Here is an 18,373-nt window from a genome sequence, read left to right on the forward strand (position 1 = left end):
TCCGTTAGAAACTGAATAGATCTTTCATGTTGTAGAACCCACTGCCTTTGCCGGAAATGAACTTGGCAGCACGAAGCGCTCCTTGGGCAAATATCTGCTTTGAGTTTGCAGTGTGTCTTATTTCAATTATCTCGTCCTTGCCTGCAAATACGGCTGTATGGTCGCCTACTATTGTGCCGCCTCTAACGGCGTGTATTCCTATTTCGTTTTTGGCTCTCTTGCAGTCTCTGCCATATCTGCCGTAATTCATCTGCATAGTGTTGTCTAGAGCATTGTTTATTTCGTTTGCTATCATTATGGCTGTGCCGCTTGGCGCATCCACCTTCTCGTTGTGATGCTTTTCGATGATTTCTATGTCGAAGCCTTCAAGGGCCTGCGCAGCTTTTGCTACAAGGCTTAGCATGAGGTTTACTCCTAGCGACATATTATATGAGTTGAATATTGGAATCTCCTTGGCTGATTCATGTATGAAATCCAGTTCTTCATCGCTAAAACCTGTTGTAGCAAGCACAAGAGCACACTTGTTGTCCTTGCAGTATTTGATGAGATCCTTGGCAGCCTCTGGTCTGGAAAAGTCGATAACCACGTCAGCCTTTACATTGACGTCGAATATAGAGCCATATATGCCAGCAGGTTTTTCGCTCATTGCTTGGGCACCTTTGTCAACGGCGGCTGCAAGATTCAGCTCTTCATCCGAATTTACAGCGTCAATCAGGACTTTTCCCATTTTGCCTAAAGCTCCGTTTATTATTACATTGAGCATGAATGTCCTCCTTGATTATTTTAGAAGTCCGTAGCTTACTAGTTCTTTCTTAAGGACCTCTATATTTGATGGGCTCATCTCGCAAAGAGGCATTCTCAGTTCGCCGACATCCCTGCCCATGAGGTTCATTGCAGTCTTTACAGGTATTGGATTTACCTCTATGAAAAGGGCGTCTATTAGAGCCTTCATTCCAAGCTGAAGCTTCATGGCAGCCTTAAAGTCTCCTTCGAGGTATTTGACTACCATGTCATGAGTATCCTTAGGGCATATGTTTGCCACTACAGATATGACGCCGATTCCGCCTAGTGAGAGTATAGGAAGCACCTGATCGTCATTTCCTGAATATATGTCGAAGCCTTCTGGTACCATGCTTGCTAGCAGGGCTATTTGAGATATGTCTCCGCTGGCTTCTTTGATAGCTACTATGTTTTCTACCTTGGCAAGCTCAACAGCAGTCTTAGGTTGGATGTTCACGCCTGTTCTGCCTGGAACGTTGTAAAGTATTATAGGAATTTTAACGCTGTTGGCTATCATAGTGTAGTGCTTAATAAGTCCTGCCTGTGTAGCCTTGTTGTAATAAGGCGTAACTAGAAGGAGACCGTCAGCTCCGAGTTTTTCGGATTCCTGGCACAGCTTGATGGCATGGGGAGTGTCGTTAGAGCCGGCCCCTGCTATTACAGGAACTCTCTTTGCAACCTTGTCAACCACGCATTTTATAGCTGCAAGCTGTTCCTCGTCAGTCATTGTTGATGCTTCGCCAGTTGTTCCTGCAACTATTATCGCATCAGTGCCTTCATTTATATGCCACTCGACGAGTTCTTCAAGCTTCTTAAAATCAACTTTCCCGTCCTTGAAAGGTGTTACTATAGCGACTCCACATCCTTTGAATATCATTGCGAATCACTCCTTCTCTTTTTGAAAGTTAAATTAGGTCGTACTTAACAAGAAGCTCAGCAATCTGTACAGTGTTTGTAGCCGCACCTTTTCTAATGTTGTCGGCAACAACCCACATGTTAAGGCCGCTTTCCAAGCTCTCGTCTCTTCTGAGTCTGCCCACATATACCGGATCAGTGTCTGCTGCGTCACTTGCTAGAGGGTACTTGTTGTTTGCTACGTCGTCTACCAGTACAATCCCCTCAGCAGAACCCATTATGTTGAAAACTTCTGAAATTTCGAAAGGCTTTTCAAACTCCACATTTATAGACTCGCTGTGTCCGCTTATAACAGGGACTCTAACTGCAGTAGCTGTTATTTTCAGTGAATCGTCGTGCATTATCTTCTTGGTTTCTTCCACCATTTTCATCTCTTCTTTTGTATAGCCATTTTCAAGGAAAACGTCTATGTGAGGGATGCAGTTGAAAGCTATCTGGTGTGGGTAGAATTCGTTCTTGTTTCCTTTTAAGCCTTCTTCTAAGTCTCTTATTCCCTTAACTCCCGATCCAGAAACAGCCTGATAAGTAGAATATACTATTCTTTTTATTTTGAACTTGTCGTGCAGAGGCTTGAGAGCCACTACAGCCTGTATTGTAGAACAGTTAGGGTTAGCTATTATGCCATTGTGCTTTTTTACGTCTTCAGGATTGACCTCTGGGACTACAAGAGGCACATCTTTTTCCATTCTCCATGCGCTGCTGTTATCTATTACTATTACACCCTTTGCTTTTGCGATAGGAGCATATTTGAGGCTTATGCTTCCGCCCGCTGAAAATAGAGCTATGTCTATGTCCTTGTCGAATGAGTTCTCATTGAGCTCTTCTACAGTCCAGTCTTTGCCTTGGAATTTGATATTAATTCCTGCAGATTTTTTTGAGGCCATAGGGTATAATTTATCTACAGGAAAATTTTTCTCCTCGAGTACCTTCAGGAAAGTTTCCCCGACTTTTCCGGTTGCGCCGACAATTGCTACATTGTACTTTTTCACTTTGATTACCCCCTGTTTTTTAGCATAAAGTTTATACAATAGTAACACTAAATATGAATATATTCAACATGCTAAAGCATGCAAATAAATTTTTACGGCTAAATCAGGAATGCTTTTGCATATTAAAATTAATAGAGAAAGGAGTAAGCAAGAACAGTTTGTGTGTTTTTGCTGAAAACAGTATGAATTTTGAGAATATAAGCCAAGAGGTGTTGGAATTTCAGGAAACCGTGTATGGACACCGAAGGAGCCTTCATGAGATTGCAGAGCTGGGCCTAAGGGAGTATAAAACGGCAGAATATATAAGAAACCGCCTTGACAGCCTTGGAATACAGCACGATGCCCTGCTTGAGACATCGGTAACAGGTATTATAAAAGGAAGCAAAGGCGAAAGGACGGTTGCCTTCAGGGCCGATATGGACGGACTCAATGCAGGTGACGGTTCTGTGCGACATCTTTGTGGTCATGACGGGCACATGAGTGTGCTGCTTGGCCTTGTGGAGTACCTTTGGAAAAGGAGAGAGTTTCTTAAGGACAACGTAGTATTCATATTTCAGCCTGCCGAAGAGTCTCCGGGAGGGGCTCTGCCTCTTATAAATGCAGGCCTCATTGAAAAGTATGGGATAAAAGAGATATATGGCCTTCATATGTATCCCGATGTGAGCGAAGGGCTTGCAGGAGTCAGGCCGCTGTATTTCCTCTCGGGTGCGGGTGAGGTCAATATTGAAATCACAGGTAAGAGCGGACATGGGGCTATGCCTCAGGATGCGAACGACTCAATAGTTGCCGCCGCAGGATTCATAAGTGCGCTTCAGACCATAATTTCTAGAAATATAAGACCGCTTGACGAGGGCGTGCTTACAATAGGAAGGATAGAGGGAGGAAGCAGACGAAACATAATAAGCGGCAATGTTAGGCTTGAGGGCACAATAAGAGCCTTCAAGGACAACGTATATGAAAAGATAAAGGAAAGAATATACGAAGTTGCCAGAGGCTTTGAAACCGTATACGGCTGCAAAATAGATGTCAGTATAAAGGATGATTATCCGCCGGTAAATAATGACGAGAGACTGTTCGAGGAATTCAGGGAGGCCGTGGGCGAAGAGAACATAAGCCTGCTAGAGCCGCTCATGATTGCGGAGGACTTTTCATACTATCAAAGGAAAATTCCGGGATTATTCTTCATGCTGGGGAGCAGGAATGAGGATTTGGGCTTTACCAGAAGTCTTCACAATATTGACTTTAACTTTGATGAGAAAGCCCTGATTTTCGGACTTGAATTCTATATAAGGCTTTTAAGGCATAAAGGGGTGATCGCTTGAAGCTAGAGAGGCTGACGTCGGCTAACGCTGTGTTTTTGTTCCTGTCTGTCATATTCCTGTCGGCGGGATCATATTTCCAAAACATTGATCTCAACAGCGGCATAGTGCTGACTGAGCTTGTTATAGTGCTGCTTCCGGCGGTGATTTTTTCGAACATATATAAGACAGGCAGTATTCTTGAATTTTTAAGGCTGAGGCCTGTAAGTCCCAAGGTGTTCGTTTCAGCGTTTGCCATAACGCTTCTAACATACCCCTTGGCGGTTTTTGGAAATTCGCTCGTGATATTTATACTTAGTCTGTTTGGGAACGTGGAGCTGCCCGAAATGCCTATAGCATCCAGCTTGAACGAATTTCTGCTTTATATAGTGCTAATTGGAATTCTGCCGGGTTTCTGCGAGGAAGTTCTCTTCAGGGGATTTTTTCTGAGGATGAACAGCACGGGAAGCGAGAGGTTTGCAGTGCTGTTTACTGCTTTTATGTTCGCTCTTTTCCACTACAACATATATAACTTCATGGGGCCGCTGGTGCTGGGAATCGTATTCGGCTACATGACAATTATTACGGGCTCAATATGGCCGGCTATATTTTGCCATGCGCTCAACAACTCAATAGCATCGGCACTGGGCTATTTCATGCTTCAAGGCGAGGGTGCTGCCCAGACCATGCCGGAAGGCGTTGACACGATGCTTGCCATGGGAATGCAGCTGGCCGTGCTTGGATTAATATCTCTCGCGTGCGCAAAGGGGCTAAAGGGAAAATTCAAAAAGCTCAGGGAAAGATTCGGTGTTGAGAATGCCGAAATAAGTGAAGGCCATGCAGCGCGGCAGGGCCGATTAAAATTGCTGATATACGCCCCTATGGCTGTTTGCATTGTAATATATATCTACTTGAACGTAACATTCAACTGATTCCGGAGGTCATAATATGCAGTTTTACGGAGAATTCGCTCACTACTACGACAGGCTAATGGAAGATGTGGATTACACGGCTTGGGCTGAGCATATAGATAGTTTGATAAAGCAAAGCGGCGGCATTGATGTCAAGAACATACTCGAGCTGGGCTGCGGCACGGGGAGCGTAACAAAGGAGCTTGTAAGGCTTGGATACGAAGTGACGGGAGTCGACATATCTGAAGAGATGCTGTGCGAAGCCCAAAAAAAGCTGGGGGACGAAAATCTAAAATCGATTCTTCTGTGCAGCGACATGCGAAATTTGGATTTTCAGTCGCTAAGCCCTGACTGCGTGGTGTGCGCATGCGACGGCTTCAACTACATAACAGATGAAGACGATTTGCTGAGGCTGTTTTGCGGAATATATGACACTCTTCCAGAGGGGGGAGTGCTTGTATTTGACTTGAGCTCATTTTACAAGCTTTCAAATGTTCTTGGTGATAATACATTTACGCTTGCCGAGGACGACATAGCCTATATATGGGAAAACTATTATGAGCCTGACGCTGAAACGGTCGAAATGGAAATAACTTTTTTTGCGAAGACAAATGGACTTTACAAGAGATTCGAAGAATATCACATTCAGAAGGCGTATAGAAATGAAACGATTAAAGCAATGCTCAGTGCCAGCGGCTTCAGGAGTATTAAGGCGCTTGGAGATTTTGGCATGGAGGACGCCTCCGAAAGGTCTGAACGGGTATTTTTTGTATGTGTGAAATGAAGGGAGAAAATATAGATATGAATAATTACATTTTAAGAGTGACATCAGCAGACAAGAGTATAAGAGGATTTTTTGCCGTAACAACTGGACTAGCAGAAAAGGCCAGAACGCTCCACAACACGACTCCTGTTGCAACTGCGGCACTAGGCAGAGCCATAACGGCTGGCAGCATAATGGGGCTCATGATCAAGGGTGAAAACGACAAGCTTACTCTGCAGATTAAGGGCGACGGTCCAGCAGGAGGCATAGTTGTAGTCTCGAATTACCAGGGAATAGTCAAAGGCTATATAGCGAATCCTGATGTTGAAGTTCCGCTAAGGGAAGACGGAAAGCTGAACGTAGGAGCTGCAATAGGAAGGGAAGGCAAGATAAACGTCATAATAGACATGGGGCTAAAGGAGCCATATGTCGGGCAATACAGCCTGGTAAGCGGAGAGATAGGCGAGGATCTGGCCCATTACTTTACGTTCTCGGAGCAGACTCCGTCGGCTGTTGCCTTGGGAGTTTTAATAGACAGGGACCATTCAGTAAAGGCTGCCGGAGGCTTCATAGTTCAGCCGCTGCCGGATGCATCAGAGGAGAGCATATCAAGGCTTGAAGAGAATATTTCGGGCATGAAGCCGATAACTGCGCTCATAGAAGAAGGCAAGACTCCCGAGGATGTAATGAACATAGTGCTTGACGGCTTCGAGCCTGAGGTGCTTGAAAAATACGAGGTTGACTATCAGTGCGACTGCAGCAGGGAAAAATTTGAAAAAGCCCTTGTCACAATAGGCAGGGAGGAACTCGAGAAGATACTTCTTGAGGACGGAGGAGCCGAGCTTGTATGCCATTTTTGCAACAAGAAGTATAATTTCAGCGGGGAAGAGCTTCAGAAAATCATAGACACGATCTAGAAGGTGAGTTAATTTGGAGCACGTTAGATTTGAGATTATAACGCATGACAAGATTGGCATGACACTTACAATTTTGAGCAAGCTGTATGAAAAAAAGATAAACCTGCATTCGCTTGAGGTTTTTCCCAAAAGGATATGTATTAAGCTACAGAAGATGAAGAGCAGTGAAAAGGAAGGCCTCAAGCAAGAGCTTCTTTCCATAGAAGGAGTAATAAACATAGAAGATATTGAGCTGCTCTCATACGAGGAGAAGGAAAAGAAGCTGCTTAAAATAATTGACTCGGTTTCAGTGGGAGACAAGTACGGCTTCTGGGAGGTAGTGGGGAGCAGCATAGCCATAGAAAGGGTCAAGAAGATTGCGGCCACTGTGGCCAAAGGGAACTCCACGATACTCCTTAGGGGAGAAAGCGGCACTGGCAAGGAAATATTCGCAAGGGGCATACACAGGCTAAGCGAGAGAAGGGACAGAGAGTTTCTTGCCATCAACTGCGCCGCGCTTCCTGACAGCCTGCTTGAAAGCGAGCTTTTTGGATATGAAAAAGGAAGTTTTACAGGAGCACTTCAGACTGGAAAGGACGGTCTTTTTACAAAGGCAAACGGGGGAACCATATTTCTTGACGAAATAGGCGAGCTCTCCATGAGCCTTCAGGCCAAGCTCCTAAGAGTTCTGCAGGAGGGCAAAATCAGGCGTGTTGGCGGTACGAGGGAGGAAGGCGTCGATGTAAGGATAATAGCCGCCACCAACAAGAATCTCGAGGAAATGATAAAGAACAATAGCTTCAGGGAGGATCTTTACTACAGGCTCAATGTCATACCGATATTCATACCGCCGCTCAGGGAGAGGAAAGAAGACATAAGCCTTCTGGTGAGATTCTTCATAGAAAAGCTCAACGGCAGCATGAAAAAACAGGTTGAGGGTTACGAAGTTGGTTTTCTCAATGGGCTTATGGAATACGACTGGCCTGGCAATGTAAGAGAGCTTGAAAATGTGGTAGAGAGAGCAATGAATCTTTGCGAGGGTAAGCTGCTAAAGACGGACCACCTCATAATCGATTTCAACAAAGACATATCACGAGCAGAGCGCTCAATACTGCTAAAAGAGGACCTCACACTTGATGAAATAGTGTGTATATGCGAAAAGCAGGCGATAGCAGAGGCTTTGAAGAAAAGCGGCAGCCTGAGGAAGGCTGCAAAGCGACTGGGTGTTTCGCACACAACCATAATGAACAAGGTGAAAAAATACAATATACAATGGCAATAAATATTTACACCTGTAAATAAAAATTGCCATTGCGCTTGCAAAATGGCAATTTTTATTGCCGTTTTTTTTTATTTGTGCAAAAATTAATTGGAGGCAGGCACAAAAGTATTTTTTCAATACATGAAAACGTTGCCACAGAATAAATGAAAAGGATTTTTGATTTTCAAAAAAAAACAATAAATCGAGTGGATGTTGGCACGCATATTGCTATTATTTATACTCGAGATTGTTTTTTGTGATTAATATTTTGCGTTTTGAGTATCATTACACTATACAACCAAATATTTAATATATCAGGAGGGAATCATGAACAGAGAAGATATGGCTAAAATGGGTTTTGGAACAAAGGCGATACATGCAGGGCATCAAAAGGATACGGTTCATGGAGCGCTTACAACGCCAATATACCAAACATCAACATTCGTATTCGACTCCGCTGAGCAGGGGGGAAGAAGATTTGCCCTGGAAGAGTGCGGCTATATATATACAAGACTTGGCAATCCTACAAACACTCCTCTTGAAGATAAGATATCAATACTAGAGGGCGCTGAGGCTACTATGTCTACCGCTTCGGGAATGGGAGCAATATCTGCGGCGCTTTGGACAGCTCTAAAGGCAGGGGACCATATGGTTGCCGACGAGACTCTTTACGGATGTACACATGCTCTCCTAAGTCACGGAATGACAAGATTCGGAGTCGAGGTTGAATTTGTGGATGCTTCGGATCCTGAAAATGTAAGGAATGCTATGAAGGAGAACACAAAGGTAGTATATCTAGAAACTCCAGCAAACCCTACACTTAAGATAGTAGACATAGAGGCTATTTCAAAAATAGCTCATGAGGTTGAAGGCTGCATGGTTATGGTTGACAACACCTTCTGTACACCGTACCTTCAAAGACCAATAGAGCTTGGAGCTGACGTAGTGCTTCACTCGGCAACAAAGTACCTTAACGGACACGGAGACGTTATAGCAGGCTTCGCATCAGGAAAGAAGGAGTTCATCGACCTTGTGAGATTCTTTGGAGTTAAGGATATGACAGGCGCAGTTCTAAGCCCATTTGACGCATACCTTGTGCTAAGGGGAATGAAGACTCTTGAGATAAGAATGGACAGACACTGCAGCAATGCCATGGAGGTTGCAAAATTCCTCGAATCACATCCTGCGGTAGACAAGGTTTATTATCCAGGTCTTGACAGCTTCCCTCAAAAGGCGCTTGCTGAAAAGCAAATGAAGCTTCCTGGCGCAATGATAGCATTCGAGCTAAAGGGCGGAGTTGAAGAAGGAATAGCGCTAATGAACAGCGTAGAGCTTTGCACCCTTGCAGTAAGCCTTGGCGATGCAGAGACGCTGATACAGCATCCGGCTTCAATGACTCACTCGCCATATGAGCCAGAGGAGAGACTTAAGGCCGGAATAACTGACGGACTTGTAAGACTTTCTGTAGGTCTTGAGAACGTTGAAGATATAATAGCAGACCTTAAAAAATCACTGGACAAGCTGGTATAAAAATATAGCAAAAAAGATTTTGTTGTCCCCGCCTCACAGCAACGTGAAGGCGGGGATTTTTATTTTAATTTCACGGGTTGAGCGGGTTAAGTCGGTGCCTTTTCTGATATAATTAGCTATAGGGGAAAACGCTTTGCAGAATATGGCCCTATTGATTATGTGAATTATTGGAAGAGGCTGATTGATATGTATATGAATTTTAAATTAAATATAGAACAGTCCCAAAAGCTTGTTATAAGCCAGCAGCTTAAGCAGTCGCTCCAAATTTTGAATATGACACTTCAAGAGCTTGAAGTCGAGATACTCAAAGAAAGCATGGAAAATCCGGTGCTCGAGGTTGAGGAAAAAAGAGACGAAATTGACTGGGAGAAATTCATAGCTCATGTATCTAGCGGGTCAAGTGACGACAGATATTCGGCCTATTCGGATGACGAGGAAGGCTTGGGCATGGAGAAGTTTGTAGGGTACGAGGCAGGTATGTACGAATATCTAAAAGGCCAGGTGGGCTGTCTGCTTAAAAGTGAAGCAGATATGGATGTCGCACTGGAGATAATAAATTCGCTCGATGAAAGAGGTTACCTGTCGGATAGCACCGAGGATATAGCTTCAAGGCTTGGCGTTGACGAGGAGGATGTTCTAGGCATGCTTTCCGTGGTTCAAAGCCTTGAACCTGCTGGAATTGGAGCTAGGAATCTTTCTGAATGTCTTGTTTTGCAGCTCCATGAAAACGGTATAAAAGATGATAGGCTTGAAAATATAATAAACAGCGACCTTGAGCTGCTTTCTATGAAAAAATACAGGGAGATATGCAAAAAATACAGCCTGGAAATGGAGACGATAACATACTTTATAGACGTGATAAGGACTCTAGAGCCTATGCCTGGCAGAATTTTCTCGGTTGAGAGGGCGAGCTATATAACCCCCGATGTGATAGTTGAAAAGGCTGACGGGGATTTTGAGGTGCGCCTCAACGAATACTCCACCCCCAAGCTGATGATAAGCGATTACTACAAGAGTCTGCTTAAAAGTGCCGGAGACGACGCTGCCAAGGAATATATAAAGCAAAAGCTTGGCTCGGCTGCAAATCTTATAAGGAACATTGAAAGCAGAAAAGCCACTATACTCGGCATATCAACGGAGATACTCAAGAGACAGCGCGATTTTTTTGAAAAGGGCATAAATCATCTGAAACCTATGATAATGAAGGACATTGCCCAGGAACTGGGATTTCATGAATCCACTGTAAGCAGGGCGGTCAACGGCAAGTACATGCTCACTCCTCATGGCATGTTCGAGATAAGGTTCTTTTTCAGCGGGGCTCCTTCCTGCGAGGATATTGCGGCCAACAGCATCAAAAATATACTCCGGGAGCTTATAGACAATGAGGACAAGAAAAAGCCGCTCAGCGATCAGTCCTTATGCGGGTTGCTTGAAAACAGGGGAATAGAGATATCAAGGCGGACTGTGGCCAAATACAGGGATGAAATGGGTATACTCTCCTCGTCTCAAAGGAAGCAGCCGTAAACCAATATCAAGGGTATTATGTACAAAATACAAACAAATTGAAAAAGTTGTATAGCTGATATAGAATAATATATATATTAATTGCTTATATGATATGTCATATTTCAAACATAAAAGATGCACATTTGGCGTTTTTGGAAAAAATGAGAGGAGAGATATAATGCTAAACAAGAAGACTATTGAAGATGTAGATGTCAAAGGCAAGAAGGTTCTTGTAAGATGTGACTTTAACGTACCGCTTTCGGACGGCAAGATAACAGATGAGAGCAGGATAGTCGGTGCGCTTCCTACTATTAAATATCTTATAGAAAACGGAGCCAAGGTAATCCTATGCTCGCATCTTGGAAAGCCAAAGGGTGAGCCTAAAAAGGAACTTTCTCTTAGACCTGTTGCAGTCAGGCTATCTGAACTTCTTGGCAAGGAAGTCGTTTTTGCTGCCGATGACAGCGTAGTGGGCGAAAATGCCAAAAAAGCTGTAAAGGCCATGGGTGAAGGCGATATTGTTCTTCTTGAAAACACAAGATACAGAAAAGAAGAGACTAAGAACGAAGATGAGTTTTCAAAGGAACTGGCATCGCTTGCAGAAATTTTTGTAAACGACGCTTTCGGAGCTGTACACAGAGCGCATTGCTCAACTGCAGGTGTTACAAAATTCATGAAAGAGAATGTTTGCGGCTATCTAATACAAAAGGAGCTCAAGTTCCTGGGCGAAGCTGTTGAAAAGCCGCAAAGGCCTTTTCTTGCGATACTTGGAGGAGCTAAGGTTTCTGACAAGCTTAATGTAATTGACAACCTGCTTGAAAAGGTTGACTCTCTTATAATTGGCGGTGGAATGGCGTACACCTTCCTAAAGGCTCAGGGACACGGAATCGGAAATTCCCTGCTTGAAGAAGACAAGGTTGAGTATGTAAAGGAAATGATAAAAAAAGCTGAGGCAAAAGGTGTCAAGTTGCTTGTGCCGGTTGACTACAGAGTGGCCGACAAGTTCGCAGAAGACGAAAAGGCTCAGATGTTCGAAGGAGATGTGCCGGAGGGCAAGATGGCGCTTGATATAGGACCTAAGACAGAAGAGCTGTTTGAGGCTGCCATAAAAGAAGCCAAGACAATAGTGTGGAATGGACCAATGGGAGTATTTGAATTCAAGGAGTTCGCGCACGGCACTCTAAGAGTTGCAAAAGCCATGGCTGATGCCGATGCAGTCACTGTAATAGGCGGAGGGGACAGCGCTGCCGCCGTCAACATAATGGGCTTTGGAGACAAGATGACTCATATTTCTACGGGGGGCGGAGCTTCGCTTGAGTTCCTTGAAGGCAAGGAGCTTCCTGGCATAGCTGCGCTTGACGAAAAATAGGAGGAAAAGAATGAGAAACCCAATAATAGCAGGAAACTGGAAAATGCACATGACAATAGCCGAAGCAGAGACATTCATAAACGATATAAAAGAGGGTATAAAAGGCACAGATGTAGAGGTGGTGCTTTGTGCTCCATTTACTCTTCTTAAAGATATGAAGTTGGCGGCGGAAGGTACAGATATTAAGATAGGTGCTCAGAACATGCATTTCGAGGAGAAAGGGGCCTATACAGGAGAGATATCCGTGCTGCACTTAAAGGAGATTGGAGCTGAATATGTAATAATCGGACACTCCGAGAGAAGGCAGTACTTTGCGGAGACGGACGAGAGTGTCAACAAAAAGCTGCTCAAGGCCATCGAGCATGGTATAATGCCGATACTGTGCGTGGGAGAGACGCTCGAGGAAAGAGAAGCTGGAAGCACAAAGGAAAAAGTGAAGCTTCAGGTGGAAAAAGCCTTTGCTGGAGTAGCTCCGGAAAGCGCCGGTGAAGTTGTTGTGGCCTATGAGCCCATATGGGCGATAGGCACAGGCCGCTCAGCAACAAGTTCTGATGCCAACGAGGTAATTGAATACATAAGAAGCATAATAGAAGGATTATATTCAAGCGAAGTTTCAGAGAAGGTAAGAATACAGTACGGCGGCAGCGTTAATCCAGGCAACGTTGAGCAGATAATGAATGAAGCGGACATAGATGGAGCTCTTGTAGGGGGAGCAAGCCTTGAACCATCAAGCTTCTTGGAGCTTGTAAATTTTTAGGGAGTGGTGCATTTGAATAAGACTGTAGCCCTTTTCATACTCGATGGATTCGGCATAGGCAATGGAGATTGCGGTAATGCAGTAATGAAGGCTAAGATGCCTAATTACAAAAGATATATGGAGAAGTATCCCCATACAGACATAGGAGCTAGCGGCATGGAGGTTGGGCTTCCCGAAGGCCAGATGGGCAACTCGGAGGTTGGCCACCTCAACATAGGCGCAGGCAGAATAGTATACCAGGAGCTTACGAGGATAACCAAGGAAATTAAAGAAGGAGCTTTTTTCGAAAACAAGGCCTTAATTGAGGCGATTGAAAGCGCGAAGAAAAAAGGCGGCAAGGTGCATCTGATGGGATTGCTTTCAGATGGCGGAGTCCACAGCCACATAGACCATCTCAAAGGGCTTTTAAAGCTCTGCAGGGACAAGGGTATGCAGGAGGCTTATGTGCATGCATTTCTGGATGGAAGGGATACCCCACCTCAGAGTGCCTTAGGCTATATTGACGAGCTCGAAGAGTACATGAAGAGGATTGGAACAGGTAAGATTGCCACTGTATCAGGCAGATACTACGCCATGGACAGGGACAACAGATGGGAAAGAGTCCAGAAGGCCTACGAAGTGCTCGCGAGCGGTGCTGGCGAGACGGCAAAAAGCGCCAGGGAGGCAGTTGAGAATTCATATGCACAGAGCAAGCATGATGAATTTATATTACCTACGGCAGTGCAAGAAGATGGGAAGCCTGTCGCAAAGATAGAAGACGGCGATTCAATCATATTTTTCAACTTCAGACCTGACAGGGCCAGGGAGCTTACAAGGACATTTGTAGATGAAGATTTTACAGGATTTGAAAGAATAAAACCGGAAGTCTTTTTCGTATGCATGACGCAATATGACGCCACAATAAAAGGCGTGAAGGTCGCATATGAACCTCAAAGCCTTAGCAATACATTAGGCGAATATCTGAGCAGCAACGGCAAAAGCCAGCTGAGGATGGCCGAGACTGAAAAATATGCGCATGTCACATTCTTTTTTAACGGAGGCAAGGAGGAACCTTATAAAGGAGAGGATAGAAAGCTAGTCCCTTCACCTAAGGTTGCAACCTATGACATGCAGCCTGAGATGTCTGCGTTCGAGGTTGCCGGTGAGTTCGAGAAAATGATGGATTCTAAGGATTATGACTTTGCAGTGCTGAATTTTGCCAATCCGGACATGGTCGGCCATACGGGCAACATGGGGGCAGTAATAAAGGCTCTGGAAGCAGTGGACAAGTGTCTTGGAATTGTGGTTGAAAAAGTGATTTCAAAGGGCGGCACCGCTATAATAACTGCTGACCACGGAAACTCGGAATACATGGTAGACGAGCAGACAGGACAGCCTTTTACAGCGCACACCACCAACAGGGTGCCGCTCATAATGGCATGCGATCAGAAGAAAAGCCTGAGAAGCGGAGGAAGGCTCTGCGACATAGCCCCTACAGTGCTTGATTTGCTTGGCATGGAAAAGCCTGATGAAATGACAGGCATAAGTCTTATTGAGAAAAATTAAACCAAATAAATAGGAGGAATATTATGTTTATTGAAGAGGTTTACGCCAGAGAGATTCTTGATTCAAGAGGAAACCCCACAGTCGAGGTTGAGGTAGTGCTCGAGTGCGGAGCAGTTGGAAGAGCAGCAGTGCCGTCAGGTGCATCTACAGGTGCTTTCGAGGCTGTCGAGCTTAGAGACGGAGACAAGTCAAGATATCTTGGAAAAGGCGTGCTTAAGGCTGTAGAAAATGTGAATGACATAATAGCTGATGAGCTTGTAGGAATGAATTCCCTTGATCAGGTGGGAATAGACACTATGCTGATAGAGCTAGACAGCACTCCTAACAAGTCTAAGCTTGGCGCTAATGCTATTCTTGGAGTTTCAATGGCCGTTGCAAAGGCAGCTGCTGAGGGACTTGGGCTTCCTCTGTTCCAGTATCTTGGAGGAGTAAATGCCAAGAAGCTCCCTGTTCCTATGATGAATATAATAAACGGAGGCGCTCACGCCGATAACAACGTTGACCTTCAGGAATTCATGATAATGCCAGTGGGAGCTGAATCGTTCGGCGAAGCTCTCAGAATGTGCACAGAAGTGTACCACGCCCTTAAAAACACTCTTAAGGCTAAGGGATACAACACTGCAATAGGCGACGAGGGTGGCTTTGCACCTGACCTTAAGTCGAATGAAGAGGCAATTCAGGTGATTTTAGAAGCAGTAGCTGCTGCAGGTTATAGCGCTGGTGATGATATAAAGATAGCTATGGATCCTGCCGCTACAGAGCTTTATAAGGATGGTAAGTACCATCTTGAGGGTGAAGGCAGAATACTGAGCTCGGCTGAAATGGTAGAATTCTACGAGAATCTTGTTAACAAGTATCCTATAATATCTATAGAAGACGCTCTTGCAGAAGACGACTGGGATGGATGGAAGCTTCTTACTGAAAGACTGGGCGACAGGGTTCAGCTAGTGGGAGACGACCTTTTTGTAACAAACACTGAAAGACTTGAAAAAGGAATACAAATGGGTGTTGCTAATGCTATACTCATAAAGCTAAACCAGATAGGAACTATAACAGAAACTCTTGATGCTATAGAAATGGCTAAGACTGCAGGATATACAGCAGTTATATCACACCGCTCAGGAGAGACTGAAGACACTACAATAGCAGACCTTGTTGTAGGAATAAATGCAGGCCAGATCAAGACAGGCGCTCCTGCAAGAACTGATAGAGTTGCAAAATACAACCAGCTTCTGAGGATAGAAGAATTAATAGGCGATGTTTCTCAGTATCCTGGCATGGATGCTTTCTATAATGTAAAAAACAAGTAAAATAATTCCTAGCTGTTTTCAATATAAACAATCACGGCTCGCGCAGGGTTTTGCGCGGGCCATGATTTCGCTTGCGGTAAAGATTTTAGAACATTTCAGCCGCCTGAGTTTTTTATTGATTTATTAAAATCCTTGTGTTAAAATATGCATGTTGACTTTAGGTGGGAGGTGGGTACATGAAAACGTTTCTAATGGTTATTATGCTTATTGTGAGTCTTGTGCTTATAGCGAGCGTGTTGCTGCAATCAGGAAAAAGCGCTGGTCTTTCGGGTTCTATAGCAGGCGGAGCTGAGCAGGTTATGGGAACAAAGGCAAGAGGTCTTGATGCTACATTCTCAAAGATCACTTCTGTTTGCGCTATACTTTTCATAGCTGTAGCATTGGCTCTAGTGGCTATACAATAGCAATAAAAGTGTTTATTATTAGATGGTTTATTTTTAGATTCATCTAAAAAATTTATAAAAAAATAAAATAAGGAGGAGATAGTGGAAATGAACTATTTCATATTGGCACCAATCATCGGACTTATAGCATTGTTTTTCGCATTTACACTTGCAAACAAAATTAACGCTGTTGAAGTCGGAACAGAAAGAATGAAGGAAATATCTTCGTACATAGCAGAAGGAGCAATGGCGTTCCTTACAAGAGAGTACAAGACACTTGTAGTGTTTGTAGCAGCGCTGTTCCTTATCCTTGGAGTGGGTATAGACTGGCTTACAGCTATATGCTTCCTTGTAGGAGCGGGCTTCTCGACTCTTGCAGGCTTCTTTGGAATGAAGGTTGCTACAAAGGCTAACGTAAGAACTGCTAATGCAGCCAAAGAAGGCGGCATGAACAAGGCTCTTAGCATAGCATTCTCAGGCGGAGCAGTAATGGGTATGGCAGTTGTTGGTCTTGGAATACTGGGACTTGGCGGACTTTATGTTGTATTTTCAGCAATGGGTATGGAACCGTCAGTAATTGCTACAACTCTTACAGGCTTTGGACTTGGTGCATCGTCACTTGCGCTTTTTGGCCGTGTTGGCGGTGGTATATACACTAAAGCAGCAGACGTTGGAGCAGACCTTGTTGGTAAGGTTGAGGCTGGAATACCTGAAGACGATCCAAGAAACCCTGCAGTTATAGCTGACAACGTTGGTGACAACGTTGGTGACGTTGCAGGTATGGGTGCAGACCTATTCGAATCATATGTAGGCTCAATAATATCTGCAATAACACTAGGTATAATAGTATATGGAATAAACGGAGCAGCTTTCCCTCTTGCGCTTGCAGGACTTGGAATACTAGCTTCTATAATAGGAACATTCTTTGTAAAAGGTGACGAGAACTCAGATCCTCACAAGGCTCTAAAAATGGGTACTTATGTGGCATCAGGAATAACTGTAGTAGCAGCATTCCTGCTTTCTAATCAGCTTCTTGGAAACCTTAGCGGATTCTGGGCTGTAGTGATAGGTCTTGTGGTAGGTACAATAGTAGGACAGATTACTGAGGTTTACACTTCTGGAGACTATAAGTCAGTTCAGAAGATAGCTCAGCAGTCAGAAACTGGACCTGCTACAACTATAATATCAGGACTAGCTGTAGGAATGACTTCGACAGCTTGGCCTATAATAGTAATATCAATAGGTATACTAGGCTCATACATCGTGGCTGGACTTTACGGTATAGCACTTGCTGCGGTTGGAATGCTTGCGACTGCAGGTATGGTTATAGCTGTTGACGCTTACGGCCCAATAGCGGACAATGCTGGTGGTATTGCGGAAATGTGCGGTCTTCCAAAGGAAGTTAGAGCAATAACAGACAAACTTGACGCAGTTGGTAACACTACGGCAGCTATAGGTAAAGGCTTTGCTATAGGATCTGCGGCTCTTACAGCTCTTGCTCTTTTCGCATCGTACACTCAGGCTGCTCAGCTTAGCGGAATAGACCTTACAAACCCATATGTTATCGTAGGTATGCTAATAGGCGGAATGCTTCCATTCCTATTCTCGGCTATAACTATGGAGGCTGTTGGTAAAGCTGCATTCCAGATGATAGAAGAAGTTAGAAGACAGTTCAAAGAAATACCTGGCATAATGGAAGGAACAGGAAAACCTGACTACGCGACTTGCGTTGACATATCTACAACTGCGGCTCTTAAGGAAATGCAGATTCCTGGACTTCTTGCAGTAGCTTCTCCGCTTGCTACTGGTCTGCTTCTTGGAACAGACGCTCTTGGCGGACTTCTTGCAGGCTCTCTAGTTTCAGGCGTGCTTATGGCTATAATGATGGCCAACGCAGGCGGCGCATGGGACAACGCAAAGAAATACATCGAATCGGGACACCACGGCGGCAAAGGAAGCGAGCCTCACAAGGCGGCTGTAGTTGGAGACACAGTTGGTGACCCATTCAAGGACACATCAGGACCATCAATAAACATACTTATAAAGCTTATGACAATAGTATCGCTAGTGTTTGCTCCGCTTTTCGTTAAGTACGGCGGACTACTTGTGAACATGCTTGGCAAATAACAGAATTTCAAAGAGCTTCTCATTATTTGAGAA

The 18,373-nt window shown here is 44.4% G+C and carries 16 protein-coding genes; 13 read left to right on the top strand and 3 right to left on the bottom strand.

Features of this window, described 5'->3' with window-relative positions:
• Nucleotides 1-4: 4 nt before the first annotated feature.
• From dapB to GT589_RS09865, 3 genes are read right to left on the bottom strand one after another with little or no spacing between them, the layout of a single operon-like run.
• Nucleotides 5-763 (bottom strand): 4-hydroxy-tetrahydrodipicolinate reductase, encoded by a 759-nt coding sequence (dapB, locus tag GT589_RS09855; RefSeq protein ID WP_293398514.1) that lies wholly within the window; start codon nt 761-763, stop codon nt 5-7.
• A gap of 15 nt (nt 764-778) precedes the next feature.
• A complete protein-coding gene (dapA, locus tag GT589_RS09860; RefSeq protein ID WP_293398515.1) occupies nt 779-1,657 on the bottom strand; it encodes a 4-hydroxy-tetrahydrodipicolinate synthase in 879 nt (292 codons plus the stop codon).
• Between the two features lie 28 nt (nt 1,658-1,685).
• Entirely contained in the window at nt 1,686-2,684 is a 999-nt protein-coding gene (locus GT589_RS09865) for an aspartate-semialdehyde dehydrogenase (protein ID WP_293398516.1), read from the bottom strand.
• 182 nt (nt 2,685-2,866) lie between these two features.
• Between GT589_RS09865 and GT589_RS09870 the strand changes: the two genes are divergently transcribed.
• From GT589_RS09870 to GT589_RS09930, 13 genes are all read left to right on the top strand, one after another.
• Nucleotides 2,867-4,006 (top strand): amidohydrolase, encoded by a 1,140-nt coding sequence (locus GT589_RS09870; RefSeq protein ID WP_293398517.1) that lies wholly within the window; start codon nt 2,867-2,869, stop codon nt 4,004-4,006.
• A complete protein-coding gene (locus GT589_RS09875; protein WP_293398518.1) occupies nt 4,003-4,914 on the top strand; it encodes a type II CAAX endopeptidase family protein in 912 nt (303 codons plus the stop codon). Before GT589_RS09870 ends, GT589_RS09875 begins: the two co-directional genes overlap by 4 nt.
• 16 nt (nt 4,915-4,930) lie before the next feature.
• Nucleotides 4,931-5,677, top strand: a complete 747-nt coding sequence (locus GT589_RS09880) for a class I SAM-dependent DNA methyltransferase (RefSeq protein ID WP_293398519.1) — start codon at nt 4,931-4,933, stop codon at nt 5,675-5,677.
• A gap of 17 nt (nt 5,678-5,694) precedes the next feature.
• Complete coding sequence (gene hslO / locus GT589_RS09885; RefSeq protein ID WP_293398520.1) at nt 5,695-6,573, top strand: Hsp33 family molecular chaperone HslO; 879 nt, start codon at nt 5,695-5,697, stop codon at nt 6,571-6,573.
• A 13-nt stretch (nt 6,574-6,586) separates the two neighbouring features.
• Nucleotides 6,587-7,834, top strand: coding sequence for a sigma 54-interacting transcriptional regulator (locus GT589_RS09890; RefSeq protein WP_330582904.1), 1,248 nt, complete (start codon nt 6,587-6,589; stop codon nt 7,832-7,834).
• 306 nt (nt 7,835-8,140) lie between these two features.
• Nucleotides 8,141-9,343: a methionine gamma-lyase gene (megL, locus tag GT589_RS09895; protein WP_293398521.1), complete on the top strand. Its 1,203-nt coding sequence runs from the start codon at nt 8,141-8,143 to the stop codon at nt 9,341-9,343.
• A 192-nt stretch (nt 9,344-9,535) separates the two neighbouring features.
• Nucleotides 9,536-10,867 (top strand): RNA polymerase factor sigma-54, encoded by a 1,332-nt coding sequence (gene rpoN, locus GT589_RS09900; RefSeq protein ID WP_293398522.1) that lies wholly within the window; start codon nt 9,536-9,538, stop codon nt 10,865-10,867.
• A 160-nt stretch (nt 10,868-11,027) separates the two neighbouring features.
• Nucleotides 11,028-12,218: a phosphoglycerate kinase gene (locus tag GT589_RS09905; protein WP_330582905.1), complete on the top strand. Its 1,191-nt coding sequence runs from the start codon at nt 11,028-11,030 to the stop codon at nt 12,216-12,218.
• Nucleotides 12,219-12,228: 10 nt separating this feature from the next.
• Nucleotides 12,229-12,975: a triose-phosphate isomerase gene (gene tpiA, locus GT589_RS09910; protein ID WP_293398523.1), complete on the top strand. Its 747-nt coding sequence runs from the start codon at nt 12,229-12,231 to the stop codon at nt 12,973-12,975.
• A gap of 12 nt (nt 12,976-12,987) precedes the next feature.
• Nucleotides 12,988-14,520, top strand: a complete 1,533-nt coding sequence (gene gpmI / locus GT589_RS09915) for a 2,3-bisphosphoglycerate-independent phosphoglycerate mutase (RefSeq protein ID WP_293398524.1) — start codon at nt 12,988-12,990, stop codon at nt 14,518-14,520.
• A 20-nt stretch (nt 14,521-14,540) separates the two neighbouring features.
• Nucleotides 14,541-15,830: a phosphopyruvate hydratase gene (gene eno / locus GT589_RS09920; protein ID WP_330582908.1), complete on the top strand. Its 1,290-nt coding sequence runs from the start codon at nt 14,541-14,543 to the stop codon at nt 15,828-15,830.
• Nucleotides 15,831-16,006: 176 nt separating this feature from the next.
• Nucleotides 16,007-16,234, top strand: a complete 228-nt coding sequence (secG, locus tag GT589_RS09925) for a preprotein translocase subunit SecG (RefSeq protein ID WP_293398526.1) — start codon at nt 16,007-16,009, stop codon at nt 16,232-16,234.
• A gap of 87 nt (nt 16,235-16,321) precedes the next feature.
• Nucleotides 16,322-18,340: a sodium-translocating pyrophosphatase gene (locus tag GT589_RS09930; RefSeq protein WP_293398527.1), complete on the top strand. Its 2,019-nt coding sequence runs from the start codon at nt 16,322-16,324 to the stop codon at nt 18,338-18,340.
• The last annotated feature ends 33 nt before the right edge of the window (nt 18,341-18,373 follow it).

It is taken from the genome of Peptoclostridium sp. (genome assembly GCF_009881055.1).
In the GTDB taxonomy this organism is placed as follows: Bacteria; Bacillota; Clostridia; order Peptostreptococcales; family Peptostreptococcaceae; genus Peptoclostridium_A.